The sequence below is a fragment of the Aeoliella mucimassa genome (assembly GCF_007748035.1).
In the GTDB taxonomy this organism is placed as follows: domain Bacteria; phylum Planctomycetota; class Planctomycetia; order Pirellulales; family Lacipirellulaceae; genus Aeoliella; species Aeoliella mucimassa.
In genome coordinates this window covers 5,852,258-5,878,670 of sequence record NZ_CP036278.1, presented here as the reverse complement: position 1 = coordinate 5,878,670, position 26,413 = coordinate 5,852,258, and the positions used below count along the sequence as shown (strand labels likewise).

Sequence of the window (26,413 nt, the reverse complement as noted above, 5' to 3'; positions counted from 1 at the left end):
GAATCGGCCCTCTCGTCTGCTATGCACAGCCGACAAGCGAGGCTTTCGCGGATCGCCACCTTTCCTGCTCCGTCGCAGCGGGGGAAAGCGTGTGCGTTTAAACCGCGAACGTACTATCGTACTCGAGATGAAACGTCTCGGCCACGGCAAGGTTCGTGACTTTGCCGCCATGCATGTTGATGGCGCTGGCCACTGGGCGGAACTTGCTGGCGGCTTCTTCGATGCCGCGATCAGCAATTTCGAGCACCCACCGTAGCGTCGCGTTGCACAACGCGAATGTGCTGGTGCGTCCAACGGCACCAGGCATGTTGGTCACGCAGTAGTGCAGCACGTCGTGCACCATGTAGGTTGGTTCGGCGTGCGAGGTCGGGCGGCTCGTCGCGATGCAACCACCTTGATCGATAGCCACGTCGATGATCACGCTGCCAGGCTGCATCAGTTTCAGATCTTCTTCTTCCACAAGCCGCGGAGCCTTGGCCCCGGGAATCAGCACCGCACCAATCACCAGGTCGGCCCGCTGCAGTTGCTTGCGGATCGTATGACGGTCGCTGTACAAGCAGTCGACGTTCGCCGGCATCACGTCGTCGAGATAACGCAGGCGGTCGAGGTTGATATCAAGAATCGCTACGTTGGCTTGGAAGCCAGCCGCAATGCGGGCAGCATTTGCACCGACGATACCGCCACCGAGAACCGTGATATGAGCCGGAGCAACGCCCGGCACGCCGCCGAGTAGGATCCCGCGTCCCATCTGCGGACGCTCTAGGTACTTGGCCCCTTCCTGCACGCTCATGCGGCCCGCTACTTCACTCATTGGGGTTAGCAGCGGCAGGCGACCTTCGGAGTCCGCCAGCGTTTCGTAAGCAACGGCCGTCGCCCCGCTGGCGAGCACTGCTTCGGTCAGCTCTTGATCAGCAGCGAAGTGGAAGTAGGTGAACACCACCTGGCCGGGACGCATCAGTTCCCATTCGGCCTTCTGGGGTTCTTTGACTTTGACGATCATGTCGGCCTGGGCGAACACCTCGGCCGGGCTCGACAGCAGTTCAGCTCCAGCGGCCAGATAGTCTTCGTCGAGCAGCCCCGAGCCCATGCCAGCGCCGGCTTCGATCACCACCTTGTGTCCGCGGCGGGTAAGCTCTTCGACTCCCACGGGGAGCATGGCGACACGATATTCGTCCGATTTAATCTCTTTGGGGACACCGATAATCATCGCTGCAAAATCCTGAACCTGGCGAGGGGGGCTGATGGATCCCGATCCGGCAGCAGCGATTTCGCCACGCACGCTGGGGGCCGGGCCTACTGGTTCCGCCTGAGGCGTATGCCTAAACCGCTAGTCTAGGGGCCCTGCGGAGCAAAGACTAGGGGAAGCGCCCGATAGTTTTTGGGCAACTTTCCGAGGGTACAAGTCATTTGCGCACAGAACTATTGCGGTTGCGTTGCCGACAGCAATTCGGCGGGTAACTCGAGCGGATCGTCGAGGGTTTGCTGCAACTTGCGGAGTTTCTCGAGCAGCTCCTCCACCTGGCTGCGGTACTCCGATTCGCCAGAAAGATCATGTCGTTCCTCCGGATCGTCGGCCAGATTGTAGAGCCGCACCGCATTGGCTTGCGGGTAGACGATGAGCTTCCAGTCGCCGGAGGTAATCATCCGCTGCCGATTCAGATACCCGCCGTAGATCGAAGGGCGGGCGGAGTCGGTCTCGCCGGCCACGAGCGGCATGAGCGACTGGAATTCGATGCCAGCGGTGCTGGCCCCGGCCCAATGCAGCGTGGTAGGCACTACGTCCTGCATGTAGACCCGCTGGTCGATTTGCTCGCCAGCAGCAATGCCCGGGCCCGCGATCACCAGCGGCATGCGGACACTGTGGTCGTACATGTTCTGTTTGCCGAGCAGCCCATGCCTGCCGATGGCCAGGCCGTGGTCGGAAGTGAATACAATTCGCGTGTTCTCATCCAGCCCCTTAGCCTCGAGGGCGTCGAGCAGGCGACCGATCTGCACGTCGAGGTGAGTGATGATGGCCGCGTACTCGGCGCGGTGCGCTCGAATGGCATACTCGGTTCGAGGGAACGGAGCGAGCCGCTCGTCGCGCAGCCCGCGGCCAGCCCCCATGGCTTCGGCAAACGGGTACTCTGGCAAAAAGCTATTCGGCACGTCCATCTGCTCACGAGGGTAGCGGGCCAGGAACTCGGTCGGCGATTGCCGTGGGTCATGCGGGGCGTTGAACGCGGTGTACAGGAAGAAGGGCCGGTCGTCTCCCTCTGGCGAATCGAGCATGGCAATCGCATCGTCGGCGACCACTTCGCTCCAGTGCTTGCCACCTTGCCAGTAGCCGCCCGCCGATTTGTCGGCAGGGTCGAACGGGTCGGGCTCGCCGGGGTGCGGGCGATTGTACATCTTCGCTTTGTCCCTCGGCATGCCGGGCCGAACGTGCCGGACTTCGTGGAACACCGAGTCGGCTTGAACCGCAACGTGCCATTTGCCGGTCATTCCGGTGCGATAGCCAGCGTCGCTCATCCGCTGGGGCCACGAGTTTCGAGTGTCGACGTACTTGGCATTGAGCTTCGGCACATCGCGCTGAGCGTGCCACACGGTTTGCCCCGTGAACAGCATGGTGCGACTCGCCACGCAAACCGCTCCGCTCCAGCTACCCATGTTATAGGCATGAGTAAATGTGGTGCCGCGCTCGATCAGGCGATCGAGATTCGGAGTCTCCACGGTCTGCCACCCGAGCGCATGCACCGCGTCGAACGACTGATCGTCGGTAAGAATGAACAGCACGTTCGGCTGCTCAGCACGAGCTTGAGCGACGAACACAACGAGCAACAACACGGTGGTAGAGCGAAACGCACATGAGACCATGGTGACTCCCCTTGGAAGAACGAACACAAGATGATTGTTACTGTAACCGCGGGACGATAGGATTGGAAATTAACGGCGGTGGATGGAACATCCCTCGTGTCTAAGCGAACCAGTCAGGAGTCAAAACCGATGACGACGAGTGGATCCATCGAACCACTACGTTATCCCGAGCCATGGCCCGAAACGTCGCTAGGGGAGGAGAAATGGAAACAAGTTCCCCTCGTTGGGCGGTATGTTTCTGTTTTCGTCGCAGAAGCAAGATTGAGCTCCGTTGAAGGCGACCTGGAACGACAGTTTAATCTCCGCGATCCTTCCCCGGTCGACTACTGGCACGACGATCTCCGTCGGCAGATCGCCGAGGGAATCATCGACGCTTGTGTCGAGGCGATCGGCTGGACGCACTCCCACTTTGTGCCCGACGACAACCTGGGGGTGATGATCTCGATCCGCACCGGTGACTTGTGCGAGTTGGACGCGATCTTTCGCATCGAAAAACTGCTAGGCCGCCGACACAGCAAGGAAGAGTGGCTTCACCTGGTGGAATTGACGCTGGGGGAAGTCGTAGAGTTGTTTGCCAACGAACTGCTTACAATCGAGGAGGCTGTGATGATCGACCGACCACTCCGCGACCAGCTTGCCCAAGAACTTCGCCAGCTGGTGACCGGCAAACTATCGAACGACGACTTCGACGATTCGTATTACGACGCGTACCGCCAGTCGAGCGATCCCGCAGTCCGCGAGGTTGCCCAATTCGGCTGGAGCCTTTACAGCAGCGACGTGCTCTGGCCTTACTCTCTGAAGGGGTGGCACAAAGTCAGCGAAGCAACTCGGCAGCGGGCCGCCCATGCGGTGTTGTTCTTGCGTACCGACTTGAAATACGTTTACCGCGAACAGAAACGGTCGCTGGCCGACATGGGAGTGTGCATGTTCGAGTCGATGGGCTGCTTGTTGGGGTTGGCCCTGTTCGTCATGGCTTGGCTAGTATTTGCCAGCGACCTGGAGCTAGCAGCCATATTCGCGTGCGTCGGAGCGATTGCCCTGGTCGTGTCGCGATTGATGGCCCAGGTGCGACACGCCGATGATCAGTCGTTTCAAGTCGAAGCCAACAAAATCGGCGACCTGCAGGTCTGGCCCTTCGTCAGTAAGCAGCAACTAGCCGACACACCGGGTAGTGGTTTTGTAACGTGTGCACTGCGAACGCAGCCATGAAGAACGTGTTGCAAAAAGTACTTGTGGTGATTGTGGTGGTAGTATTCATACTTTCATTCCCATTGGTGCTGCCTTGTATTGCGGTGAGCGATTCGATTCGTCGCCGCCGACTTCGAAGATGCGTCGAAAAGACCCTTTGTGAACAGTGTGGGGAATTACTGGGATGGTCAGCGGTACAACGCTCTGATTATGAGTGGAAGGCATACTGGAACGAACGACTGTCAAAGAATCCCGGAGTCAGATTCCGCCACAGAGTCCGAACTCACGACGCGATTTGCACACACTGCGATGCAAGATACCGATTTGCTACAAAGAGCAAGAAGCTGGTCCGAGTCGTAAAGCAACCGCCTGCTCCTGTCCTTCGAACGAAGTCTAGCCATGAATCCGCTTGAAAGAGCCAAGGAGAACTACGTAGCCGCGGAACGCGATCGAATTCGCGATGTGTCGATGGCGCGGCTTCGTGAGTTAATCGATTTGCTGATGCAGCTGCCGGAGGAAGATCGCTATGTGTGGGCGAGGGAGTTTGCTCGTGAGTTGCTGGAGGGAGACGAGGGCACTCCCGTGCGATCTCCCATGTTTCGCGAGGTGATCTTTCCCGCCCTGCATGCCGGCCTGCGGGACCGGCTGCCGGGGTGCGCCCGATGGATGGCGGGATTTTATCCACAGCTTTACAAGTCGCCAGATTGCCTGAGCAAGTTGCCAGCGGGGCAACGTACATATAGGGATCTTTTGCGATTAGCAATCGACCAGGACCCCATTGACGCCCTGGCTCGCGGCAAGCTTATAGACTCCATCGCCGGGGCGCTGGACTTCGCCATTCACGAAGTGCCCGACGGAGTGCTTGCCTGGTGGACGAGTAATAGCGTAAGCCTCGAAGAGTGCCACATTCTGCAGGCGGAACTTGCTGAGTTCGAAGCCCTGGCAAAACAGCATGGCAATGAGCAGGAGCATGCCGAACTCATCGAAGAGTGCCGCTACCATTTCACGGCCTACGCCGACTACCTAGAACGGCGGCCAGAGTTCACTCGTTACGCCGAGTACCTGGCGGCAGATGGCAGGCCGGAAGGCTTTTGACGTTGGGAAATCACGCGACGCACCAGCCAACCAATGTTGCAAGTGCCTAGCAGGCCGGTAGGGCAGCCGTGATAGTGATAGGGAGTTAGAACTGGGAAGTACATTGGCTGTTACCCCGCCTCGGTCGGTTGAGCCTCTTGGGCGGTTTTCCAGACGTGGAGACTCACCAGACTCCCGAGCAAGCCGATGAGCATGACGCAGGAAGCCTCGATCGATTTGACTAACGCTTCGACTGATTTCAACCCAAGCAGCTTCGTCTGGACGGTCGGTTGAACTAGGCGATTGTCTTATCGGCGACACTTCCGCAAATGGGGCACGCCTCGTCGGGAGTGCTGTTGCATTGCTCTCCGCAATTGCTGCATTGCCGGGTGCGGCGGTCGAATCCAGTGAACATCGGGGGCTCGCTGAATTCGTAACACGCAAAGATAGCAACTTCGTCACAGCGTACGCAAACGAGCGACACGCCCGATTGGGGAACACGTTCTCCAAAACAGCTGATCTGTGTCAGTGGTGATTGAAGATGGTATTGAGTTCCACAGTTCGGGCAGTGGAGTTGTTGGGATAACCAGTATTGCTGCTCGGCCGATCGAGAACGGCTGCCACTCCAATCGCCCAACCAACCCCAAAGCACGACGATACCGACCGCCAGTACGAGTGCAATGATGAGGTTCGTTGTCATGGTTCAACTTCCATGGAGCGCTACCAGAGCATCCAAAGGCGAAATCCAATGGCCACGTAAGTAAGAGCCATGAAAAGCGTTTTCAGCGACAGACTCATGATTGCCCCTTTTTTATCAATGCACCCGCCACCAAGGCACCGTGCTGGGAAACATCCAAGCCCTGAAGAGCAGGGAGAGTAATAGCAGCCAGCCAGCTATTGCGACCATATCGCTTGGCGCGGTGGAGCTCACGCGAGGTCGCACCTGGCCCCAGCGGGCATATCGCATATTGCTGAAGGCATCCGGGAACCATATGAAACCTAACAACAAGATGGCGTAGAGGCCTTGGTATCGATAGTTCCAAGGCACGTCGAATCTGCTCAGCCGTGAGCACAGCCAAAGAGCCACCACCAATCCGCTTAACACCCGCGATCGGAGCAAGCCGCGGGCGAATTGCCAGCGGGCGGTGGTTTGCATCTGGTCGCCGATCGCCTGGCTCAGACGCTGTTCGGCGGGCGTCCCCTGGCGGTAGCGGACGAGTTGCGTCAGTTGCCCTGCGGTAAGCCAAACACCCTCGCATGCTCGACACTTGTGAATCGTCACACCGGAGTCGTGGGCGTACTCGAATGGCTCGAGTCGACTCTCGCAGTGCGGGCACGCCAACTCCTCGGTGGTGCAAGGCTCAGCGTCCGACAAGTCGTCGGCCGGGGCCACGTGACGGACGATTGCTCCAAGCTCCGCGTGATCGAGCCACCGCCCACCGCAGTTCGCGCAGCGATCGACCTGCTGCCCATGCAAGGCTTCGGTCACAAGCGGTAGATAGCACGTGGGGCAATTCATGGTTGGCCCCACGAGTCGGCCATGGGCGAGTCGCACACTTTGGTTCGGTAAGCCTCCTGGAGCAATCCTTCGATGTAGTGAAAGTCGCCTTTAGGAGGTGCAAAGCCAATCGTCGCCCCAAGAGTGCAAGGTCTCTTAAGGTGCAGAATAGCTATCTCAAAACGATTAAGGTCGTTGCTGAAGAGTGTCCCTAGCTTCTTCTGCTCGACGAAATGAATGTCGTCAATAGAGATGCGGTCTTTGCAATCAGCATTTCGCACAACAATTGTGACGTCCTCTAGCCAAACTTCGTCGGCGATAAATCCGTAACTGCTTCTAATCACGTAGAAGAACGCCCCGAATACTGGTGGAGGAAAGAGGGTGATTAAGGAGAAGGATTGAAATAGAACAAAAACCAGGCTGATAACAAACCACCCCCCAAGCATGGCAAAGACGATCACCGGAGTCCACCATTTGACCCACCTGGTTGCGTTTGGAGAAGAAAGTAGGGTACTCATTGAAAGAACGCGGGGAGCAAGGGCCGGAAATGGTGCATTGAGAATCACTCTGTATTCGCTCAAATCGGTCAATTATTGGGTCGTTAGTGATTCTCGTTCCTTGTCGACTTTCACTTCCCAAAGAATCCCGCACATCTCGTAGCAATCGCACTCCTCTTGCACTCGACACATCAACCGCTCCAGGTCCGATTCGGTCGGTACGCTTCCCGTAATCATGACGTTCACCCCCTTCACCTGCACGGTCGAGACACCCAAGTTGCTGAACGCAGGGTCGTCGGCAAACAGGGCTGCTAGTTCCTGCCGGGCCTGGTGTTCGGTTGCTTGTTGGTCGATGAAGTACTGGCATTGTGGGTTGATGAGTGCGGGATAGGCAAACGCCAGCGATACCGGAATCGCAAACACCGTGAGCAACACAAGCCAGACACGTTCGACAGGTTTCCGCCAGACCGCCCGAGCGAAGAGTAGTGTCATGAGCAAGGCGACGAACACGTAGAGTGTTGCTCCGCCACTTCCATGCAAGTAGTTGCCTCGACTGTAAGCAGCCAAGACGTACGCACACAGGAAGACCACGACCAGCATTTTCTTCATCGAGAATTGCATCACGCGTTCTCCTTCGTCGATCAAACTGATTCGTTTGGGGTGTCGGAGTTATTGCCATCCCCTGACGATCGCAAGAACGCGACCATCGCTCCGGCTGGTGCTCCGACTAAGAAGGCATAGCAGTCCAGAGTTTGCCGCAGATCGGACTCTTGGTAGGTAGAAGGTCCAATGCTGCCAAAGCGTAGGCTGGCATAAGCACTCATCACGAAGACTCCCACGATCACTCCGGCGAGACTTCCGTAGGCGAGCCGCCGCCATTCGTCGCCCGACAACACGAATCCCGCCAGGGCGATGACGGTCGCCAGCACCAAGCCGATGATCTCCAACGGTTGCGCACGCAGGGCGAGGGCGACGCTCGTCGCGGCCAAGAGCGCTAGCATCCCTCGCATCGACCATCGCATGATTGCCCCCTCTGTTCGCTCTCGATACCACCTGTCGTCCCTGCCGGGGAGATACCCCAGGGACCAGCTGTATTCTACCCCATTCGCCCTATGGGTGCAGTATTCTGCGAATTCGTGATGGCTGCGGGGCGAAATGGGCGCCCTGCGGGAACGCGGAAGTTGATCCCCTGAATCGGGTAATTAGCATGGAAGGTAGGCCGCGGCCGCGCTTTGCCTGCCCGGCTTCCCCCCTGCTCTTCCCCTCCGCTGAGAGTCTGCTGCCATGTTCCGTTTGCTTGTTTGTGCTGCTGTTTGTTCGCTCGGATTGCTGGCCCTCCCCTCGGCAAAGGCCCACCCTCCGGCTTGTGTTTATGGCACCTATTACGGCAACTACCATCAGCAGGTCGCCCGACTCGACGCGAGCATCCGCTTGCAGAAGGCCGAGATCGCTTCGCTCGAGCGATTGCTGGCCGAGTGGGAGCCGCTCGACCGGTTTCGCGTTGGGCGCAGCGTGGGAGTGGATGTCGAGCGTACTCGCCTGGCACTGGCCGAGGCCGAGTGGACGCTGAAATGCCTGCAACAAGATAAGTTCGACCTGGTTCGCAGCCGTAGCTTCGGCTGGTAATGAACGTAATGGGAGCCCGGTGGGCTTAGGCGGTGCCCACCGTGGCTAACCATTACAAGGGGCAAAAATTGCCGAGTTGTGTACCGTAACCCGCACCGGGCGGTACACAAAATGTGTCGGTCGGTTGAGTCGATAGGCGGCAGTTTCTACAATTGGGGTTTGAGCGAAATCGTCGAGCGGCCACGCCCCACCCTGATGGCCGACCTCCGAATCGCTTCGGCCCCCTCTGCGAATGGAACCGACCCGTCGATGAGCGAACTACACCATGAGTGCGGCATTGCCGCGATCTACCACCTGCCGTCCGACGAGCCGAGCCCGCTCTGCCCCATGCAGGGACCGGATGCCGTATCGCGGTTGATGCCGCGGATGCTGCTCGACATCCAGAACCGGGGACAACTCTCCGCTGGCATGACCAGCTACTCCCCGACTCGGCAGCAGCTGATCGACACTTACCGCGAATTGGGCAGCGTGTCGGAGGTGTTCCGTCTGAGCCACCGCGGCAAGTCGGAAGCCCTGATGAAAGAATACGAAGGCTGCGCAGCGATCGGCCATGTTCGCTACGCGACCTGTGGCACCGAGGATCGCAGCTACGCCCAGCCGTTCGAGCGGCACCACCTGCAGAAACGTAAGTGGTTCAGCTTCTGCTTTAACGGGCAGCTGGCCAACTACAGCGAGCTTCGCGAAGCACTGCTCGCCGACGACGATCATCATCTCGCACGGACCACCGACACCGAGATTATGATGCACGAGATTAGCCGCGAAATGTCGGGCGATCTGCGTCCCTCTATGGTCGAGGTGATGCGGAGCGTTTCCAAGCGTTTCGACGGCGCGTACAGCATCGCGATGATCAACGCCTTGGGCGAGATGCTCGTCGCCCGCGATCCGCTCGGCGTGAAACCCGTGAGCTACGCGATCCAGGGCCCCCTGTTCGCGGCCGCGAGCGAAAGCGTCGCCCTGCTGAATCTGGGTTTCGAGCCCGACAATATTCACTCGCTCGAACCGGGGGAGATGATCACCATCAGCAAAGGCGAGATCAAGATCGAACGATTCGCCGAATCGCCACGGCGAGCGCATTGCTTCTTCGAGTGGATCTACTTTGCCAACGTGGCCAGCAACATCGATGGCCGCAGCGTGTACCTGTCGCGCAAGACCCTCGGTGAGGAATTGGCCAAGCTGGAAGACGTAACGATCGACGACAACACGATCGTGGTGCCGGTGCCGGACACCAGCAAAGGGGCCGCGGATGCCATGGCCTACCAGCTCGGCGTGCCGAGCGTCGAGGGGCTGATTCGCAACCGCTACTCGGGGCGCACGTTCATCGAAAGTGGTGCTGGTCGTAAGGATAAGGCCGCGTCGAAGTACACGCCGCTTTCCGAGGTGCTCGAAGGCAAGCGAGTGCTGCTGGTGGAGGACTCCATCGTCCGCTCGACCACCATGCGAGTGCTGCTGGATAAGATTCGCGAAATCGGTAAGGCCGCTGAACTGCATGTGCGAGTCGCCTGCCCGCCGATCGTGGCCCCCTGCTTTTACGGCATCGACATGTCGACCATCAACGAATTATTTGCTCCGGAGTTCATGCGCGAAGGGGCAGAGCTAGAAGAGATATACGCCGAGATGGCTCGCGAGCTGGGAGCGGACTCGCTGCGTTACCTGCCGGTCGACTCGATCGCCCGCGCGGTCGCCCGCCCGCAAAGCGACCTTTGCCAGGCCTGCATCACCGGCGATTATCCCACGCCGGCTGGTCAGCAGCTCTACGACATCGCCCTGTCGAATGTCGGCAACGGTTCGACGGCCCGAACCTACGAGAGCGCCCAAGCCCAGGCCTAGAGCCGCGAGCGGTTACTATATTGGCGTAGCGACACACACAACACATATTGGCGGCGGTGGTGCGTACCCAACTTTTGCAACCGAGGCACTGATGATCAACTGGCGATGGCTGAACGTACTGGTACTTGTTGTGGGGGGCATGTGGATGAACACCGCCTCGGGGCAATGGATCGTGGCCCATCGCGGCGCATCGTACGCCGCCCCGGAGAACACCCTGGCGTCGTTCCAGCTGGCCTGGGATGAGGGGGCCGACGGAGTCGAAGGCGACTTCTACCTGACCTCCGACGGGGAGATCGTGTGCATTCACGATAAGGACACCAAGCGAACCGCTGGTAAGAAGCTGGTGGTTGCCGAGTCGACCCTGGCCGAACTGCAGCAGCTCGATGTCGGCAGCTGGAAAGATCCCAAGTACGCTGGCGAACGCATTCCCACGCTTGAGCAGGTGCTGGCAATCGTGCCCGAAGGCAAACGCATGGTAATCGAGTTGAAGATCGGTCCGGAGATCGTCGAGCCGCTCGCCAAGGTGCTGGCCGAAAGCAAAGTGCCTCGCGAGATGATTACGATTATCGCCTTCGACGCCGACACGGTGAAAGCCTGCAAGCAAACCCTGCCCGACCTCCGCACTCACTGGCTTACCAGCTACCGCGACCAGAAGGATGGTACCTGGAAGCCGACCCTCGCCGAGGTAAGCGAAACCCTCGCGGAGACCGGTGCGGATGGTCTAGGAAGCCAGTGCAAGCAAGCGGTGTTCGACGCCGAGTTCATTCAAGCCCTTAAAGGGCAGGGGCTCAAGGAGTTTCACGTTTGGACCGTGGACGACGTCGAGATTGCCCGCTATTACGCCAAGCAGGGAGCGCTCGGCATAACGACCAACCGCCCTGGTTGGTTGCGAGAGCAACTGCAGCTGACCCCCGCAAAGTAACGCAGTACGCGTGGTTACAGGGCCAGGTCGCGCCAGGCGACGTCGGCTTCTTCCACGTCCCAGTCTTCACCGAAGTAACCCGCGGCACGAATGCTGGGGTCGCCATTCTCTAGAGCTTGGGGCCCCAGCAATAGCCAATCGGGATAGGCCACGCCGGCCCAGAAGTATCGCAGCCGGTTGGTGAGTCGCATGCCTTTCGCACCGGTGCCGCTCACGGCGGCTACCAGCCGAGTGTTGCTGCCGCTGCGGGGACGCACGACGATCAGACCGAGGTCATCCCCCTGCTCGGGGCGGATGCCAAACGTCAGGCGGCCGCGTCGCACCTGCACTGGCGAGCTCGACATGAGCATCGCCCAGGCGCGATTCGAATCGACGTTGCCATAGATCACCACGTTGCGGTCCTTGGTGGTATCGGCATTGAACTCGGTGTCGGGAATCACTTCGAGGGCTCCCCCAGCGCGGTAGGCGAACGTCTCGGCGTCGTAGTGCGCTTTGGCCCGCGACCAAGCGTTTTCCTCGTCGTTGCCAATGGTGCCATACACCAGCAGCACGTTATGATCGAACACTTGCTTCATGCCGCCATAGCGCTGGGGCGACTTGTCCGAGTCTTTCGGCGAGGTGCGCCGCATCCATTGGTCGCCGACCTTCTCGAGCCATACCTGGCCGCTGGCGGGCATGCCAGCAAACGGTACCGACTTCGTATCGTCGAGTCGCACGACAAACGGCTTCCGCGGCGGAACAGCCGACTTATCGATCGTGATGCGTTTAACGTTCTTCGTTGTGCCGACAAACGCCAGCGGTTGTTGCTTCAGTTCAATCTCGATACTGCTCTCGGCGAACTGCTCTTGTTGGGCGGCGATCGTCAGCCAGTGGCTGGTGGCAACCGTGCCGAGGTCGGCCGTGGTGAGTATTACCTTGGTAACCTTCGAACTATCGCGTTGCCGCGCGGCGAGAAACTGCATCGCTTCGGCCGAGTCGACCGTTTCGGGACCCCACCAGTTGCCTTTGCCCGAGAGTTCGTGGAACGCAAAATCGTTGTGCCAGTTGGCCAGCTCTTTTGCGACGAGTCGGCTTTGACCGGGATCGATCTGATCGTCGTCCGCGCCGTGAGCCAGATAGACTCCACTGCCGGTCAGGTTTTTCAAGTGGGCCAGCGTATCGCTCGGCGAAGCCGCCCTTAGTAGCATTTCCTGAACCGGCGAAGGATCGCGGTAGTCGGGCATGCCACCGCCGTAGGTCCAGAGGCTCGGCCAGGCGGCGGTGGTCGCCACGCCGGCGAAGGTATCGGGCTCGGTCGTGGCCAGCACTAGTGCGCCATGCCCTCCCATGCCATGCCCGCTAGCGTAGATTCGTTCGTCGTCGATGTCCCACTTCGTGCGGGCGTCGGCCAATGCTTCGCTGGCGTCGATCCGCGACCAGTCTTCCCAGTCGAGGGGGTACATGCCGCGGCCGCTGGGGACGATCAGGTGCGCCCACGTCTTCGCCCGGAAGAGTCCCGCGTAGTCTTGGGCGGTCATGCCGTCGGTGTGCAAGGCAACAATCGCGGCCAGGGCCGAATTGCCCTTGTCGTTGTTCGATACGGTTTGCGTGGTGGCCGACGTGGTCGTCGCTGGCACGACAACGTACGACTGCACGCTGCCATCCACTCGGCTGCGATAGGTGTGGGTTTGCAATGCGTCGGCCTTCACGACCGCCAGTTCGTATTGCTGTTCGGCCAAAACCTGGTCCCCCTGCTTCACGCGAAGGGTGAGTTCGGCCACGCTTTTATCGAGCCCCGCAGGCACTTCGATCTCCACCGGGCAGCCCCGCAAACTGGCCGCATCGAGCCAGGCAATCGAGGTGCTGGAAGCTGGCTGCCCGTCGAGTTGGGCTTCGAGCTTGGCGCTGGCGAGGGGTTCGCCCTGCTGGTTGGCAACGGTGACCGCAGCCCACACTTTGGTAGCCTTCTCGCTCTTCACCAGCGACGGCAACGTATGTCGCGACGACGACAAGGCCACCTTGGTTTCGGGCCGCACGAGCTTGGCTCGCAGTTCGCCTTGGGCCACATGGAACACAAACGTGTTGATGCCTTTTACGACTTCGACCGGCACCTTGAAGTCGCCATAAGCGTAAGGGTCGCCAGCCACCGGCAGGCCGTTCACGTAGACGGTCGCATGCCCGGTTGCTTCGAGCAGCATGACACCTGCGACCGGTGATTCGAACTCGGCACATGCGTAGCCGCCGCGGATCGAGCGAGTCGACAGCAGCCCATCGTCGGCCGAAGTGGCCTCGCGCCATTTCACCTCGCGACCATCGCCTGCGGTGAGGTCGTCGCCAGGCTTCGGCATCGTGAAGGTGCCATGAGCGATGGCCGAATCAACCGGGTCGATGTGCACCGTCGCCCGACCGTAGATGCCTACCATCGGCAGCGTGACGTACTTGGTCAGCGTGACCTCAGCCGGCAGTTCGGCAGGAGGTTCTTCTGCTTTTGGTTCCTCAGCGGGAGGTTGCTCCGTCTTGGGCTCTTCAGCCTTTGGTTCTTCAGCCTTTGGTTCTTCAGCCTTTGGTTCTTCAGCCTTTGGTTCTTCGGCTTTTGGTTCTTCGGCTTTTGGTTCTTCGGCTTTTGGTTCTTCGGGAGCCGACTCTTGCTTCATCCCCTCTTCGGGCTGGGCCGGTTCGGCAGGAGTCTCCGCCTTGGGTTCTTCCGCCGGAGTCTCAGTTTTTGGTTCCTCAGGCTTCGGCTCTTCCGCCTTCGGCTGCTCGGGCTGGGGAGTTTCCGGCTGCGGCTCGGCTTTCGGCTCTTCGGCTGGTGGGGCTTCGGGTTGCTCGGGCTGCTCCGCTTGTTCCGGTGCTTCGGCCGCCGGCGGAGCCGCGGGCTCCCCCTCCTGCGCAACAGCGGGTGCCAGCCCCCACAGGGTCAGACAGCCGAGGAACGTGAGATTTGCCAGCGTCAGGGTGCGTACGCGCATGGTGCCAATGCCTTGGAGAACGGGCAGCGAGGTCCAAAACCTCCAGTTTAGTCTGTAACTGTACCGTTTTCAGCCGGTCTCGGCGCGTTTTTTCTGGCACTTGGGCCTATAAACCGTAGTCGGCTTTGATCGATTTGAGCAGATCGAGCGCACCGCCGATTTCGGCTTTCTGACGTTCCGGCTCCTGCGGAATCTCCCGCTCGATGGTGAGCGGACCGGTGTAGCCGATTTTGTCGAGTACCGCGAGGAATTTTCGGAAATCGACATCCCCTTCGCCCAGGGGAGTCTCGCAGCCCCAGGTCTCGCCTGGCTTATCGCTCCAGGTCGCATCCTTGCAGTGGACGCTCCGCACAAAGCGGCCCAGCTGCTCGACCGCAGGCAATGGCTCGCCACAGCCGTAGAGAATCATGTTGGCCGGGTCGAAATTGATGTAAAGGTTCGACCGATCGACCGTGGTCAGAAAGCCTTCGAGCACGTCGGCCGGTTCTTGGCCGGTTTCGAGATGCACGTTTTGCCCGTCGCCGGCGCATTGGTCGCACAGATCGCGGGTAATGCCGACCAGCTCTGCGAAATCGGGATCCGAGGTATCGTGGGGAACAAATCCAAGGTGCAAGCCGACCGTGTCGACTCCCATCGCATGGGCGAACTTGGCGATCTCCATCAGTTCAGCGGTGCGAGCTGCCCGGGTTTCCTTCGGCACGAGGCCGACGGTCTTCTCAACCGTGGGAATATCGGCGTAGCTCTCGCCTTCGAAGCCGGCAAACACGCAGGTCACTCGAATGCCCAGGTCGTCGAGACGCTGGCGAAACTCAGCTATCCGCTCCGGAGTCCGTGATTCGGCGTGAGGCGTATGCAGATGAACCGTGGTAACCCCCAGCTCTTTGGCAACATTGAGGTCGACCCCCAGACCGGCGTCGATACTTGCGAATACACCCAGTGGCCACTTTTCGCTCATCGTGATTGCTCCCGTGGAAGGCTTAAGGCTCGTTTGCAAAGACCCGAAGCTATCGTTGCGACATGCCGATAGCAACCGCCCCCCACCGATTTTGGGTGGAGACCAACTCCAGCTAAGCCGCTTTCATCCGACCTTCGGGCGTCTGCAGGTTGAAGAGCGAGAAGAGTTCCTCGCGCGACAGGCTCAGGTTGCGCGGCGAGCCGCTGCCGTTGTTGAACACCGAATCGAACAGGTCTCGCTTCTCTCGCAAAATCTGGTCGATGCGCTGCTCGATGGTGCCAGCGGCCAGGAATCGCGTGACCGTGACCGGCCCCGCGCAGCCGATACGGTGGGCGCGGTTGATCGCCTGGTCTTCGACTGCCGGGTTCCACCATCGGTCGAACAGGAACACGTAACTGGCAAACTGCAGGTTGAGCCCTACGCTGCCGGCGCCGTAGCTCATGAGAATGATGCTGCACTTCGGGTCGTTGCGAAACTGCTCGATCACGCCGTCACGTTTGGCGTGCGGCACCTTGCCGTGGTACTGCACGGGATGGAAATCGGCCAGCGAGTCGGCCAGCTTCTCGATGGTGTCGACCCATTGGCTGAATAGAATCGCCTTGCGGCCGCTGGCTGCGCACTCTTCGAGCTCTGCGATTAATTGATCTCGTTTGCTGCTCTGACCTGTGACCGGGTCGAAGTTACAAATCTGTTTGAGCCGTAGTACCAGTTGAAACACGTGCTGCAGCGTGATCGATTCGCCCAGGTCACCCAGCTCGACAACGCCGTCCGACTCGGCCCGCTGGTACGTTTCCCATTGTTCAGGCGTGAGGTCAATCTCCGAGTCGCGGATCAACCGCGGCGGCATGTCCTGCATCACCATGTCTTTGGTGCGGCGGAGCACAACGTCGGAGACCGCGCGGCTCATCTCGCGCGGCTTCATGCCAGGCCGTAGGTGGCCGGGCGAGGCGAAATCGAAAATGCCCACCAGGTCGTCGGTGCTATTCTCAATCGGCGTGCCGGTGAGGGCCCAACTCCGTTGGCGAATGAGCTTGCGGACCACCTGATTGGTAGTGCCGCTGCGATTCTTGATGCGTTGCGACTCGTCGAGCACCACCAAATCGAACTCCAGCCCCAGCGACTCGATCAACGGCTCGTCGCGGACCAGCGTTTCGTAGTTCACCAGTGCCACGACTGGGTGCTGCCGCCAGAGAAACTCGCGTTTGGCGACCGATCCCAGCATGGCGGTCACCGGAATCTCCGGCGCCCACAACGCAAACTCTCGCTGCCAGTTGGTCACCAGCGGTTTGGGGCACACCAGCAGCATCCGCCGCACCTGCTGGCTGCGGATCAGCAGTCGCGAGGTGGTGACCGCCTGCATGGTCTTGCCCAAGCCCATTTCGTCGGCCAGCACCGCGTGATGTCGTGGGAACAGGAAAGCAATGCCATCGAGCTGATACTCAAACGGCGTGAATGGCAGCTCCACCAGTTCGTCGGCCAGCAGCGACTCAAGCGGCGGTTGCAGCAGGTAGCTTAGCCGATCTTGTAGGCGGACCACGTCGCGGGGTGCACGAATGCGCGTGCACTTAGATGACCGCTTGCGGGCTGGTGGCGGTGGCCCCTCGCCTGGCTCGCGTTTCCTCAGCGGCTCGCTGTGGGTGAACCGAAAGCTTTTGACCTTCACCTTGGCCGTTTCGAGCGGCAGCGTCACCGCTTCGGCCAGGTTGGCCGAGATCGCCTGGCTGCGAATCTGCGGAGTCTCCCCCTCGGCCGGCAGATTGGTTAGCGACAGGGCGAATGGCACCACCTGCGTTTGGCGATCACGCGGCAAGGTCATAAGGCTCCTCGAATTCGGCAGCAGGCACTTCTTCTTCCGTCGATAGCAAGCCGGTCTCGCGAATCGCCTCCTCGATGCGCTCGAAAGGCTCGGCCAGGTCGATGTACCGCTCGAGGGTTGCCAGCATCTCCTCGACCACCGGGCGGGCATCGGGCGAAAGCCGGTCGAGGCAGGCCTCGCTCGCCGGCGCGCTGTCGTCGATACTCGGCGACCCCTGGGTCGACTTAGGTCGTGGGTCGACGAGTACGACAGGCACGTTGGTTTCGTCCGCGAGTTGCCAGCAGTCCATCTGATTGACGACCACCAACGCTGGTTTCACCGAGGCCTTGGCCAGCAAGGCAACGCCTAGCCGCTCGCTATAGAAATGCGGGCGAAGCGTTGGGCCATATAGGATTTCCTCGGCCCGGCTGGGGACAATCGGCGTGGTGCAGTGGAACTCGAGTGGGCGGCCACGATGGTCCAATACCAGTAGCCCTCCTACCATTCCAGCAGCAGGGTCTTCCAGTACGGTAAGGAACCCGCAGACGGGTTCAGAGGATTTGGGGGGAGTTTGACTCATGGACAACGTAGGTTCGGCGGAGACGATTCAACTTGGTGCTAGCAAACGGCAGAACGAAGCGACGGTGCGCCTACGAAACAAAAATCGGGACATAGGACACGAGCACTTGAATTCCGCAGAATCATTACAGTTTGGCTGCTCCCTCTGGTTTCCGGTGTTTGAACAACTTTGCACAGAAAACCGTACTTATTTCCGTAGCAAGATTCTGGAACGCCGGGCGGCAATGCACTACACTGAAACGCTAGTGCATGGGGCACGGAACAGTGATAGCCCCCGCCCACGTGCTGTCAGTGCTGGCACACGCGGCCCACTTGTTGCTGGATTCTGCCTTGCGGAATGCGGGCTTCCGGGCGATCGGGGTGCACATGTTTCAGGCTAATCCATTCAGGAAATCAATCCCCGAGGACAAAGGGTCGAATGAGCAACCAGCAACCATCGCTTGCTTCGATGTATTCCCAGGTCGACGTGACCTCTAGTAGCCAGCCCCGCCCCGTATCGACGCAAAGTGAGGAGCAAGTGGAATTGCTACGTGAGGTGTTAGCCGCTCAGGATCGTACGAACGAACTGCTTGAAGAAATGTTGGCACAGATGTCGGCCACGCAGCGCCAACGCAACCACGAGTTGCAGCAATGGCGCAAGGCGAACCCCGATCTGGCCGAAGGCTGCCGCGAAGCGGCCGAGGTACTGAGTCGCGTGCATGTCGAGTATCTCGACCGCCTGACCGACGAAGTCAGCTACTCCCAGGAGAACCTGGTAGACGGTGAGTTCGTCTCAACGAGTTCATCGACCGCTACGGACCTCGCTTGGCCCATTTGAACGGGGTGATTCAGGTGCTGGCTCAGTTGGGCGTTACCCCAGCGTCGGCCAATGCCGAAGCCCAGTCGTAACAGCCAACCAGTCGTAACGGCCAACCAGCGGCACCCAAGTCGGCGGTGCTCGGGCCCGACAGACGGTTTGCGTTCGGGTTTTCTGGGGGGAAGCAGAGGTTTTTTGGCGGTAACTCCCGCCATTCTCTGCGATTGCTTGCCATCTGATACCCACTCCGCTATCGTGCATCAGGCGCCGGGCGGACCATGGTATCGTTCTGGCGTCGTCCCCCCTCGAAATCCTTCCTTGTAGGCGACGGTTACCCATGTCGGATTCGCTGCAGGCGGCCATCGATCAGGCCCGCGACCAACTCGATGCGCACACACTCGAGATCGTTCACTGGCATTTTAGCGATAACACAGGCTGCCCTTTCTGGCTTGAAAAGAAGCGCGAACTGAACTTCGATCCGCTGACTGAGGTCAAGTGCTTCGAGGATCTGAACAAGTTCCCCGATTTCGAAGACGAATGGCTGCGCGGCGGGCCGGTCCGGCGGTGGGTGCCACAGGGGCTGGCCGATAAGCCGGTCTACGTGTTCGAAACCGGCGGCACCACCGGTGTGCCGAAGAGCCGCATCGCGATCGACGACTTCCGCACCGATTACTCGCTGTTTTCCGACACCCTGCCCGACCAGTACTTCCCCCCGGGAGGCAACTGGCTGATGCTCGGCCCGAGCGGCCCTCGCCGGCTTCGCCTGGCGGTGGAGCATCTGGCGCAGCACCGCGGCGGCATCTGCTTCTGCATCGACCTCGACCCCCGCTGGGTGATCAAGCTCATCAAGAAGGGCTGGATGGATCACCTGGAGGAGTACAAGAAGCACTGCATCGATCAGGCCATTACCATTCTTACCGCTGGGCATGACGTGAAGTGCATGTTCGGCACGCCGAAGCTCATCGAGTCGCTTTGCCTGGAACTCGAGAACCGCGGCACCTCGCTCGCCGAGTGTGGCATCACCGGCATCTTTTCCGGCGGAACCGAATTCACTCCGCAGTGGACCAAGTTTTGTGTCGAGGAGTTGTTCGGCGGCCCGCCTGAGAAGAGCGGTATCTACATGACTCCCACGTATGGCAACACGCTGATGGGGCTGGCCTGTAGTGAACCGGTGACCGCGGAGAACAAATACAAGATTACCTACCACGCCCCGCAGCCTCGTGCGGTACTGCAAGTGGTCGACTTCGACGAGACTGACCGCGTGGTTGGCTACGGCGAAACAGGCCGCTCGAAGCTCACCACGCTGACCAAAGAGTTCTTCGTGCCAGGCTTCCTGGAACGCGACGAAGGCGAACGCGAACCGCCTTACGAGAAGTACCCGTGGGACGGCATCAGCGGCGTCCGCCCGTTCAGCAAGTTGGCCGGCGGTACCACCGTAGGTGTTTACTAGCGAACCTTGATCGCTGCAGCGGTGTTTCACCCACAGCGAGTCAGCTTGCCGGCAAGCGATGTGTGATGCTAGCGGGCGGTGCGTGCCAGACGTAATCCGATCAGTGGTCGACGTCTGGTGTTTCGCTTCGCTTTGTAGCTCCACGGTGGCTTCACTATTTGCCAGTTGCTTGACTCGCTGGAGATTTGAAATCCCCCACACCCCCAGGGACCCGAAAGAGTATTCAACCCGCGGCTCGTCGCGGACGGAGGCAACAACACCATATGGCTTATACAATTCGCCTCGCCGACGAAGTGGCTGCCACGCTTGGCAAGCAACTGACGATGAACAGGTTCCAGCTGGCGGGGCAGTTTGCGAACATCGACTTTTGGGTCGATGAGGTAAAGCATGTGCTCTCGGTGATCGACGGTTACTCCGCCCGCCTGGCGCTGCTGGAGTCGGCTCAGCAGGAATACATCGACAAACACGACGTCGACATAACCGACGAGCGACCCTACTCCGCGGGCAGTCAAAATAACTGGGGCGGTGGCGAGCAGGTTCCCAGGTCGGAACTCGATCGCTACCGCGTTGATCCCGAGTTGCTAAAGGCCAAGCGGCAGAAAGTGGCCGACGCGTTTTACTATGTGCTCCGGCGGTATTACAAAGAAGGAATCCTGACCGGCCAGGCGGCCAAGGATCTGCTGACCAATTGCCAACTAAATTGGAAACCAGACGACTTTGCTTGAGCCTCGACCGATGGTTCGCTTCCTTCGCGTTACCTAGTGCGATTGCCGCTGCTTCCCCCACGAATCTCCCCCTTTCCCCTCTCATGCCATGATCGAACTCCAAGCCATCCGTTGGGGCGAACCGTACGAATCGCTCGATGTCGACGAAGTCAAGCACTTCTACACCGGCGAGCCGGTTGCCAAGATGCACTGCGTTGGTTCGGGCATCGTGCAACGCGACGCCAAGAAGGCCAAGTTTGCCCGTCGGGCGCTGCAGGACATGTCGCCGGCCGAGCTGATCGAAAAATGCAAGCACGCAGGCGAGCTGTTTGAAAACGGCACCCTGACCGTTGGCGATAGCCAGCAAACGCCCGAGGATTTCATCCAGCAGCAGTCGGCCACCACCGGTATGCCGGTGTCGATGTGCCGGGCGAACGTGACGAAGAACGCGTTTGTGCTGAAGAACATCGATACGATTCTCGACGCCCTCACGCGCGGGCTCGATCTCAACATCCTCGCTCGCGGCTACGGCGAAGAAGGTCGTGGGGTGACGCTTAGTTATCAGGCGCAGTGCGACGCCCTGGGTGCAGTGCTCCCCTCGAACTCGCCAGGCGTGCACACGCTGTGGATTCCGGTGATCGCGTTGCAGATTGGTCTGGTCCTGAAGCCAGGCTCCAGCGAACCGTGGACTCCTTACCGGGTTTACTCGGCAATGGTCGAAGCGGGCATTCCCCGCGAAACATTCTGCCTGTACCCGGGAGCGGGTGCCGACATCGGCGGGGCAATCCTCTCGAGCTGCCGCCGGAGCATGATTTTTGGCGGGCCGCAGACCATCCAGCAGTACTCCGGCAATCCCAAGGTGCAAGTGCATGGGCCTGGGTACTCGAAGATCTTGCTCGGCGACGACTGCGTCGACAACTGGGAGCAGTACATCGACATGATGGCCGACAGCGTCTACCGCAACGGTGGGCGAAGCTGTTTGAACGCGTCGAGCATCTATGCCTCGCGTCACACCAAGGAAATTGCCGAAGCCCTGGCCGCCAAACTCGGCCCGATCGAAGTGCTGCCGCCCGACGATCCCAACGCCGGATTGGCCGCCTTTACCATCGAGGGTGCGGCGAAGGCGATCTGGGGAGCCATTGAAAACGACGCCCAGGCGCCGCTCGTGACCGACATGACCAGCAAGTATGGCGACCGCCTGGTCGAGCGCGACCCCGTGGCCTACCTCCGCCCGGTGGTGCTGCATCACGCGTCGATCGAAAGCGATTCGCGGAACAAGGAATACATGTTCCCAATGGTCAACGTGGTCGAATGTCCCGAAGCGAAGATGCTCGACGCGATCGACTACTCGTTGATTTGCACCGGTGTCACGAACAACGAAAGCCTGCGCCGAGACCTGCTCGACAGCACGAACATCGACCGCCTGAACCTCGGTCCGATCCCCACCCCGCAAGTCGACTGGCTGCAACCGCACGAAGGCAACCTGATTGAGTTCCTGTACAAGAACCGCGCGGTGCAGGTAGCCAACTAGATGACCGTAACTAGTAAAGCGAGCAGTGGGCTTTCCATGCTCGCCTTGCGAACCGCCCAATTCCCCTCCCGCTTGCGGGGAGGGGGATGTTGGTTTCCTCACTTGCTTTGACTTGTACATCGTACCCTCGTTAATCTGAATTACTTCGCCTCTAACCTCCAACACTGCGATCCTCCCCCCGGCCGTCCCACCTTTTATCAACGGCAAGTTCCATGGCCTTTGATTTTCATTGCCCTACGCGAATTGTTTTTGGCCCTGGCCGGTTGGCCGAGTTGGGCGGGCTGGCTGCTTCGTTGAGCGTGCAGCGGGTGCTGCTGGTTTCGGACGCCGGCATCATTGCCGCTGGGCATACGGAGCGTTGTTTCGCGTCGCTGGCCGAGGCGGGCGTTTATGGCGAGCTGTTCGACGGAGTGCAGGAGAATCCCACGACCACCAACGTGGAAGCTGGCGTCGCCCACGCCCGCGAGTATCGCCCCGAGGCCATCATCGCCATCGGCGGCGGTAGCAGCATGGACTGCGCGAAGGGAATCAATTTCGTCTACTCGTGCGGCGGGCGGATGCAGGACTATTGGGGCGTCGGCAAGGCCACGGCCGACATGCTGCCGATGATCGCCGTGCCGACCACCGCCGGCACTGGTAGCGAAACCCAATCGTTCGCGCTGATCTCCGATGCCGAGACCCACGTGAAAATGGCCTGCGGCGACAAGCGGGCCGCGTTTCGCATCGCAGTACTCGACCCCGAACTCACCATCACCCAGCCCGCCCGCGTGACCGCACTCACCGGCATGGACGCGATTGCCCACACGCTCGAGACGTTTGTCACCAAGCGTCGCAACGCGATGTCGCTGGCCTACAGTCGCGAAGCGTGGGCGCTGCTCGCTCCCGCGTTTGCCGTGGTGCTGGCCGAACCGCAAAACTTGGGTGCGCGGAGCAACATGCAACTCGGCGCGATGTTCGCCGGGCTGGCGATCGAGAACTCGATGCTCGGCTCGGCCCATGCTTCGGCAAACCCTTTGACCGCGGAATACAACGTGGTTCACGGCGAAGCGGTCGGCTTGATGCTGCCGCATATAATACGTCGCAACGGCCAAAGTGTCGGAGACTGGTATCGCGAACTTACTGGCCAATCCCCCGAGGATTTGGCCGATCTCGTCTCGCAACTTCGACAGCAAGCAGGGCTGGCGGGTACACTGAGTGAGTGTGGAGTCGACCGCGCGCGGCTTGCCGAACTCGCTGCCGCGGCTACCGAGCAATGGACCGGTACGTTCAATCCTGTGGAGATGAGCCAAGAGGATTACCTGCATGTTTATGAAGCAGCCTGGTAACACGGAGAGGTTTACAATCGTCATTCGTTGCTCGCTACTGTTGTGCGTGGGGCTGTTCGTATCGACGGCTTGCCAGGCCGACGACTGGTTGTACGCCCGCGGTACCGCCGCCTCGAACGGCGTCGCTGCATCTCCGCTCACGCCGAAGCCAACCGAGCTTTGGCGTTACGAAGCGCCTGATACCGGCTTCGAAGCCACCGCGGTGGTGAAGGATGGCATTGCTTACCTCGGCGATGTGAATGGCACCTTCCATGCGGTGAACATCGAGACTGGCAAAGCGGTTTGGACCAAAGCGTTCGACGACTCCGGCTTTCTCTCCGCGGCCGCCATCGACGGCGATCACCTGTTCGTCGGCGACTACAACGGAGTGCTCCGCTGCCTGGCCATGGCCGACGGCACCGAGCGGTGGCAAGTGGAACTCTCGGCCGAGCTGATGGCCGGCCCGATGGTTCACCAAGGCAAAGTGCTGGCGACCACCGAGTCGGGCCACTTTACCAAGCACGAAGCCGACACCGGCAAGCAAATCGGCGAGTTCGTGATCGACGCGCCGCTTCGCTGCACGCCGACCATTGTCGACGGTCGCGCGATGCTGGCCGGTTGCGACAGCAAGCTGCACGCGATCGACATCGAGACCTTCAAGGAGGTCGACTCTCTGGAGATCGATGGCCCGACCGGATGCACGCCGGCCGCGATTGGCTCGCGGATTTATTTTGGTACCGAAGAAGGCAGCTTCTTCGCGATAGACACCGGCAAGTCTCCCTTTGAAGTGCTGTGGAAGTACGTCGACCGCCGCCGACGCCAGGGCATCCGCACCGCCGCGGCGGTGAGCGACAAGCTCGCTATCTACGGCAGCCAAGGCAAAGCGGTGTTTGCCATCGACGTGACCACCGGCAAGTCGGCTTGGACCTTTCCCACTCGAACGCGGGTCGATAGCTCGCCGGTGATCGCCGGCAGCGTCGCGGTGGCTGCCACCCAGCGTGGCAAGCTGCACCTCATCGACCTGGAATCGGGCGAAGAGACCTGGCAGTTCGACGCCGGCAATAACTTTGTCGCCTCGCCGACGGTGGTCGATGGCAAGCTGCTGATCGGCAACACCGGCGGCATCCTGTTTTGCTTCGGCGAGCAGAAGTAAATCACGCATCTAACAATTCTCCGCGATCTGTTTCATCAATTAGCGGCTACGAAAAACAATATGTCTGAATCCACCAAAACCGAAGTCGGTTCCTACTTCATCAGCAACTACCCACCCTTCTCGCAATGGTCGCGAGACAACGTGGGCGACGCCCTGCAGGCGCTCGAGTCGCCGCCGGTCGAGGTGCCGCTTGGGCTGTATTTGCACATTCCGTTCTGTCGCAAGCGTTGCAAGTTCTGCTACTTCAAAGTGTTTACCGAGAAGAACGCCGGCGAGGTCGAAGAGTACCTGGCCGCGCTCTCGCGCGAAATCGAATTGGTAAGCAAGTTGCCGGTCATGGGTGGGCGGCCGTTCCGGTTTGTCTACTTCGGCGGCGGCACCCCGTCGTTCCTTTCGAGTCGTCAGTTGCATCGATTGGTCGACCGCTTGCGGGCGAACATCGATTGGAGCCTGGCCGAGGAGGTCACCTTCGAGTGCGAACCTGGCACGCTCTCCGAAGCCAAGGTGCAAACCCTCAAGGAGATCGGCGTCACCCGATTGAGCCTGGGGGTCGAGCACTTCGACGACGCGATTCTCGAAGCCAACGGCCGCGCCCACCAGTCGCCCGAGATCTTTCGGGCCTGGCCTTGGATTCAGGAAGCTGGATTCGATAGCGTTAATATTGACCTCATTAGCGGGATGGTTGGTGACACCACCGAGAAGTGGCAAGACGCGGTGCATAAGGCCATTGAAATGGACCCCGACAGCGTCACCATTTATCAAATGGAGCTGCCGTACAACACGGAGTACTCCAAGGACATCCTCGGCGGCAACATCGAGTCGCCGGTGGCCGACTGGGAGACCAAGCGGGAGTGGCTCGCCTGGGCGTTCGACCCACTCGCTACGGCCGGCTACGTGACTTCGAGCGCGTACACGATGGTGAAGCCGGGCGTCGAGTTCAGCTACCGCGACAACCTGTGGCGTGGAAGCGATTTGCTCGCGACCGGCATCGCCAGCTTCGGCCATGTGTCGGGCGTGCACTATCAGAACGAGCCGGAGTGGGGCACCTACACCGGGCGGCTGAAAGCCGATAGCGACGACGGCGAACTGCCGATCGGCCGCGCGCTTCGCATCACCCCGCATCAGGCGCTGGTTCGCGAAATGGTGCTGCAGCTCAAGAAGGGCTGGCTCGATCCGAGCTACTTCTCGAACAAGTACCAGGTAAATATCGTGGAACACTGGAACGACGTCTGGCAAAAGTACGTCGCCGAAGGCCTGGCCCTGCTTGATGAAGATCGCGTGCGGCTTACTCGCGAAGGACTAATGCGAGTCGATAGCTTGCTGCCGGCGTTCTTCGAGCCCGAGCACCAAGGGGTTCGCTACACCTAAGCCGCAGCACGAAACGCCTGCACCGATTTGCCAGCGTTGTTGCGCGGAGTGAAGCGTATTGCCGCGCGTTGCGCGAAGCGTTTTGCCCCCACTCGTTATGCCCCCATTTGCCGAAATACGATCGGTGGGGGCTATTCTTACGCCGATCGCACGAGCGGTAAGTGCTGGCAACTGCACGACTTGCGCAGGTTGCTCGCGACCTAAGTCGAAATCGCTGCCCCCGGGGTGGGGGCAGAATCGCCAGCAAAAGCCCCCACCCGCCCGCAAGGGGACGAGCGTTTGAAAGAGACCGGAGGTCCGCTATATTACCAAACAGCGATAGTGAATGCGTGTACATGCTTT

At 60.1% G+C, this 26,413-nt stretch carries 22 protein-coding genes; 12 read left to right on the top strand and 10 right to left on the bottom strand.

Annotation, left to right across the window (positions count from 1 at the left end; all coding sequences use genetic code 11):
- Positions 1–97: 97 nt before the first annotated feature.
- Positions 98–1,207 (bottom strand): alanine dehydrogenase, encoded by a 1,110-nt coding sequence (gene ald / locus Pan181_RS23110; protein ID WP_145250787.1) that lies wholly within the window; start codon positions 1,205–1,207, stop codon positions 98–100.
- A 212-nt stretch (positions 1,208–1,419) separates the two neighbouring features.
- Complete coding sequence (locus tag Pan181_RS23105) at positions 1,420–2,856, bottom strand: sulfatase-like hydrolase/transferase (RefSeq protein WP_145250784.1); 1,437 nt, start codon at positions 2,854–2,856, stop codon at positions 1,420–1,422.
- 96 nt (positions 2,857–2,952) lie between these two features.
- Between Pan181_RS23105 and Pan181_RS23100 the strand changes: the two genes are divergently transcribed.
- Both Pan181_RS23100 and Pan181_RS23095 read left to right on the top strand, forming a co-directional pair.
- Entirely contained in the window at positions 2,953–4,065 is a 1,113-nt protein-coding gene (locus Pan181_RS23100) for a hypothetical protein (RefSeq protein ID WP_197528624.1), read from the top strand.
- Positions 4,066–4,443: 378 nt separating this feature from the next.
- Entirely contained in the window at positions 4,444–5,139 is a 696-nt protein-coding gene (locus Pan181_RS23095) for a hypothetical protein (protein WP_145250779.1), read from the top strand.
- 793 nt (positions 5,140–5,932) lie between these two features.
- Here the strand turns inward: Pan181_RS23095 and Pan181_RS23090 are convergent.
- The 4 genes from Pan181_RS23090 to Pan181_RS23075 are packed head-to-tail and all read right to left on the bottom strand — an operon-like array spanning position 5,933 to position 8,135.
- A complete protein-coding gene (locus Pan181_RS23090) occupies positions 5,933–6,637 on the bottom strand; it encodes a TFIIB-type zinc ribbon-containing protein (RefSeq protein WP_145252422.1) in 705 nt (234 codons plus the stop codon).
- Positions 6,634–7,206: a hypothetical protein gene (locus tag Pan181_RS23085; RefSeq protein WP_145250776.1), complete on the bottom strand. Its 573-nt coding sequence runs from the start codon at positions 7,204–7,206 to the stop codon at positions 6,634–6,636. The genes Pan181_RS23090 and Pan181_RS23085 overlap by 4 nt, the downstream gene beginning before the upstream one ends.
- Complete coding sequence (locus tag Pan181_RS23080) at positions 7,207–7,737, bottom strand: BON domain-containing protein (RefSeq protein ID WP_145250773.1); 531 nt, start codon at positions 7,735–7,737, stop codon at positions 7,207–7,209.
- Between the two features lie 17 nt (positions 7,738–7,754).
- On the bottom strand, positions 7,755–8,135 hold the full coding sequence (locus Pan181_RS23075; RefSeq protein WP_145250770.1) for a hypothetical protein: 381 nt from the start codon (positions 8,133–8,135) through the stop codon (positions 7,755–7,757).
- A gap of 262 nt (positions 8,136–8,397) precedes the next feature.
- On the opposite strand from Pan181_RS23075, the gene Pan181_RS23070 reads away from it, so the two are divergent.
- The 3 genes from Pan181_RS23070 to Pan181_RS23060 all read left to right on the top strand — a co-directional run bounded on the left by Pan181_RS23070 (position 8,398) and on the right by Pan181_RS23060 (position 11,488).
- Positions 8,398–8,739, top strand: a complete 342-nt coding sequence (locus Pan181_RS23070) for a hypothetical protein (RefSeq protein WP_145250767.1) — start codon at positions 8,398–8,400, stop codon at positions 8,737–8,739.
- Positions 8,740–8,934: 195 nt separating this feature from the next.
- Complete coding sequence (locus Pan181_RS23065) at positions 8,935–10,566, top strand: amidophosphoribosyltransferase (protein ID WP_231943683.1); 1,632 nt, start codon at positions 8,935–8,937, stop codon at positions 10,564–10,566.
- Positions 10,567–10,657: 91 nt separating this feature from the next.
- Positions 10,658–11,488, top strand: coding sequence for a glycerophosphodiester phosphodiesterase (locus Pan181_RS23060; RefSeq protein ID WP_231943682.1), 831 nt, complete (start codon positions 10,658–10,660; stop codon positions 11,486–11,488).
- Positions 11,489–11,502: 14 nt separating this feature from the next.
- Here Pan181_RS23060 and Pan181_RS23055 read toward each other — a convergent pair whose 3' ends face one another.
- The 4 genes from Pan181_RS23055 to Pan181_RS26715 all read right to left on the bottom strand — a co-directional run bounded on the left by Pan181_RS23055 (position 11,503) and on the right by Pan181_RS26715 (position 17,766).
- Complete coding sequence (locus Pan181_RS23055; protein ID WP_145250764.1) at positions 11,503–14,436, bottom strand: alpha/beta hydrolase family protein; 2,934 nt, start codon at positions 14,434–14,436, stop codon at positions 11,503–11,505.
- Between the two features lie 106 nt (positions 14,437–14,542).
- The gene (locus tag Pan181_RS23050) at positions 14,543–15,391 is read right to left on the bottom strand and encodes a sugar phosphate isomerase/epimerase family protein (protein ID WP_145250762.1); all 849 of its coding nucleotides are present in this window, start codon (positions 15,389–15,391) and stop codon (positions 14,543–14,545) included.
- Between the two features lie 112 nt (positions 15,392–15,503).
- Entirely contained in the window at positions 15,504–17,207 is a 1,704-nt protein-coding gene (locus tag Pan181_RS23045) for a DEAD/DEAH box helicase (protein ID WP_231943681.1), read from the bottom strand.
- Entirely contained in the window at positions 17,191–17,766 is a 576-nt protein-coding gene (locus tag Pan181_RS26715) for a hypothetical protein (protein WP_231943680.1), read from the bottom strand. Before Pan181_RS26715 ends, Pan181_RS23045 begins: the two co-directional genes overlap by 17 nt.
- A 417-nt stretch (positions 17,767–18,183) precedes the next feature.
- On the opposite strand from Pan181_RS26715, the gene Pan181_RS26710 reads away from it, so the two are divergent.
- From Pan181_RS26710 to Pan181_RS23010, 7 genes are all read left to right on the top strand, one after another.
- A complete protein-coding gene (locus tag Pan181_RS26710) occupies positions 18,184–18,582 on the top strand; it encodes a hypothetical protein (RefSeq protein WP_231943679.1) in 399 nt (132 codons plus the stop codon).
- 316 nt (positions 18,583–18,898) lie between these two features.
- On the top strand, positions 18,899–20,011 hold the full coding sequence (locus Pan181_RS23035) for a phenylacetate--CoA ligase family protein (protein WP_145250756.1): 1,113 nt from the start codon (positions 18,899–18,901) through the stop codon (positions 20,009–20,011).
- Positions 20,012–20,274: 263 nt separating this feature from the next.
- Positions 20,275–20,736 carry a hypothetical protein gene (locus tag Pan181_RS23030; protein WP_145250753.1) on the top strand — a complete coding sequence of 154 codons (462 nt, stop codon included), beginning with the start codon at positions 20,275–20,277 and terminating at the stop codon, positions 20,734–20,736.
- An 88-nt stretch (positions 20,737–20,824) separates the two neighbouring features.
- Positions 20,825–22,246 (top strand): aldehyde dehydrogenase family protein, encoded by a 1,422-nt coding sequence (locus Pan181_RS23025; protein WP_145250750.1) that lies wholly within the window; start codon positions 20,825–20,827, stop codon positions 22,244–22,246.
- Positions 22,247–22,458: 212 nt separating this feature from the next.
- The gene (locus Pan181_RS23020; RefSeq protein ID WP_145250747.1) at positions 22,459–23,571 is read left to right on the top strand and encodes an iron-containing alcohol dehydrogenase; all 1,113 of its coding nucleotides are present in this window, start codon (positions 22,459–22,461) and stop codon (positions 23,569–23,571) included.
- Positions 23,549–24,703, top strand: coding sequence for an outer membrane protein assembly factor BamB family protein (locus tag Pan181_RS23015; protein ID WP_145250743.1), 1,155 nt, complete (start codon positions 23,549–23,551; stop codon positions 24,701–24,703). Before Pan181_RS23020 ends, Pan181_RS23015 begins: the two co-directional genes overlap by 23 nt.
- 60 nt (positions 24,704–24,763) lie before the next feature.
- A complete protein-coding gene (locus tag Pan181_RS23010) occupies positions 24,764–26,071 on the top strand; it encodes a coproporphyrinogen-III oxidase family protein (RefSeq protein WP_145250740.1) in 1,308 nt (435 codons plus the stop codon).
- The last annotated feature ends 342 nt before the right edge of the window (positions 26,072–26,413 follow it).

What these genes read in the sequence shown, in the direction of transcription:
- Pan181_RS23070 (WP_145250767.1), top strand. Translation starts at nt 8,398, where the DNA reads ATGTTCCGTTTGCTTGTTTGTGCTGCTGTTTGTTCGCTCGGATTGCTG.
- Pan181_RS23055 (WP_145250764.1), bottom strand. Translation starts at nt 14,436, where the DNA reads ATGCGCGTACGCACCCTGACGCTGGCAAATCTCACGTTCCTCGGCTGT.
- Pan181_RS26710 (WP_231943679.1), top strand. Translation starts at nt 18,184, where the DNA reads ATGAGCAACCAGCAACCATCGCTTGCTTCGATGTATTCCCAGGTCGAC.
- ald (WP_145250787.1), bottom strand. Translation starts at nt 1,207, where the DNA reads ATGATTATCGGTGTCCCCAAAGAGATTAAATCGGACGAATATCGTGTC.
- Pan181_RS23030 (WP_145250753.1), top strand. Translation starts at nt 20,275, where the DNA reads ATGGCTTATACAATTCGCCTCGCCGACGAAGTGGCTGCCACGCTTGGC.
- Pan181_RS23025 (WP_145250750.1), top strand. Translation starts at nt 20,825, where the DNA reads ATGATCGAACTCCAAGCCATCCGTTGGGGCGAACCGTACGAATCGCTC.
- Pan181_RS23060 (WP_231943682.1), top strand. Translation starts at nt 10,658, where the DNA reads ATGATCAACTGGCGATGGCTGAACGTACTGGTACTTGTTGTGGGGGGC.
- Pan181_RS23050 (WP_145250762.1), bottom strand. Translation starts at nt 15,391, where the DNA reads ATGAGCGAAAAGTGGCCACTGGGTGTATTCGCAAGTATCGACGCCGGT.
- Pan181_RS23105 (WP_145250784.1), bottom strand. Translation starts at nt 2,856, where the DNA reads ATGGTCTCATGTGCGTTTCGCTCTACCACCGTGTTGTTGCTCGTTGTG.
- Pan181_RS23015 (WP_145250743.1), top strand. Translation starts at nt 23,549, where the DNA reads ATGTTTATGAAGCAGCCTGGTAACACGGAGAGGTTTACAATCGTCATT.
- Pan181_RS23020 (WP_145250747.1), top strand. Translation starts at nt 22,459, where the DNA reads ATGGCCTTTGATTTTCATTGCCCTACGCGAATTGTTTTTGGCCCTGGC.
- Pan181_RS26715 (WP_231943680.1), bottom strand. Translation starts at nt 17,766, where the DNA reads ATGAGTCAAACTCCCCCCAAATCCTCTGAACCCGTCTGCGGGTTCCTT.
- Pan181_RS23095 (WP_145250779.1), top strand. Translation starts at nt 4,444, where the DNA reads ATGAATCCGCTTGAAAGAGCCAAGGAGAACTACGTAGCCGCGGAACGC.
- Pan181_RS23045 (WP_231943681.1), bottom strand. Translation starts at nt 17,207, where the DNA reads ATGACCTTGCCGCGTGATCGCCAAACGCAGGTGGTGCCATTCGCCCTG.
- Pan181_RS23090 (WP_145252422.1), bottom strand. Translation starts at nt 6,637, where the DNA reads ATGAATTGCCCCACGTGCTATCTACCGCTTGTGACCGAAGCCTTGCAT.
- Pan181_RS23075 (WP_145250770.1), bottom strand. Translation starts at nt 8,135, where the DNA reads ATGCGATGGTCGATGCGAGGGATGCTAGCGCTCTTGGCCGCGACGAGC.
- Pan181_RS23065 (WP_231943683.1), top strand. Translation starts at nt 8,935, where the DNA reads ATGGCCGACCTCCGAATCGCTTCGGCCCCCTCTGCGAATGGAACCGAC.
- Pan181_RS23035 (WP_145250756.1), top strand. Translation starts at nt 18,899, where the DNA reads ATGTCGGATTCGCTGCAGGCGGCCATCGATCAGGCCCGCGACCAACTC.
- Pan181_RS23010 (WP_145250740.1), top strand. Translation starts at nt 24,764, where the DNA reads ATGTCTGAATCCACCAAAACCGAAGTCGGTTCCTACTTCATCAGCAAC.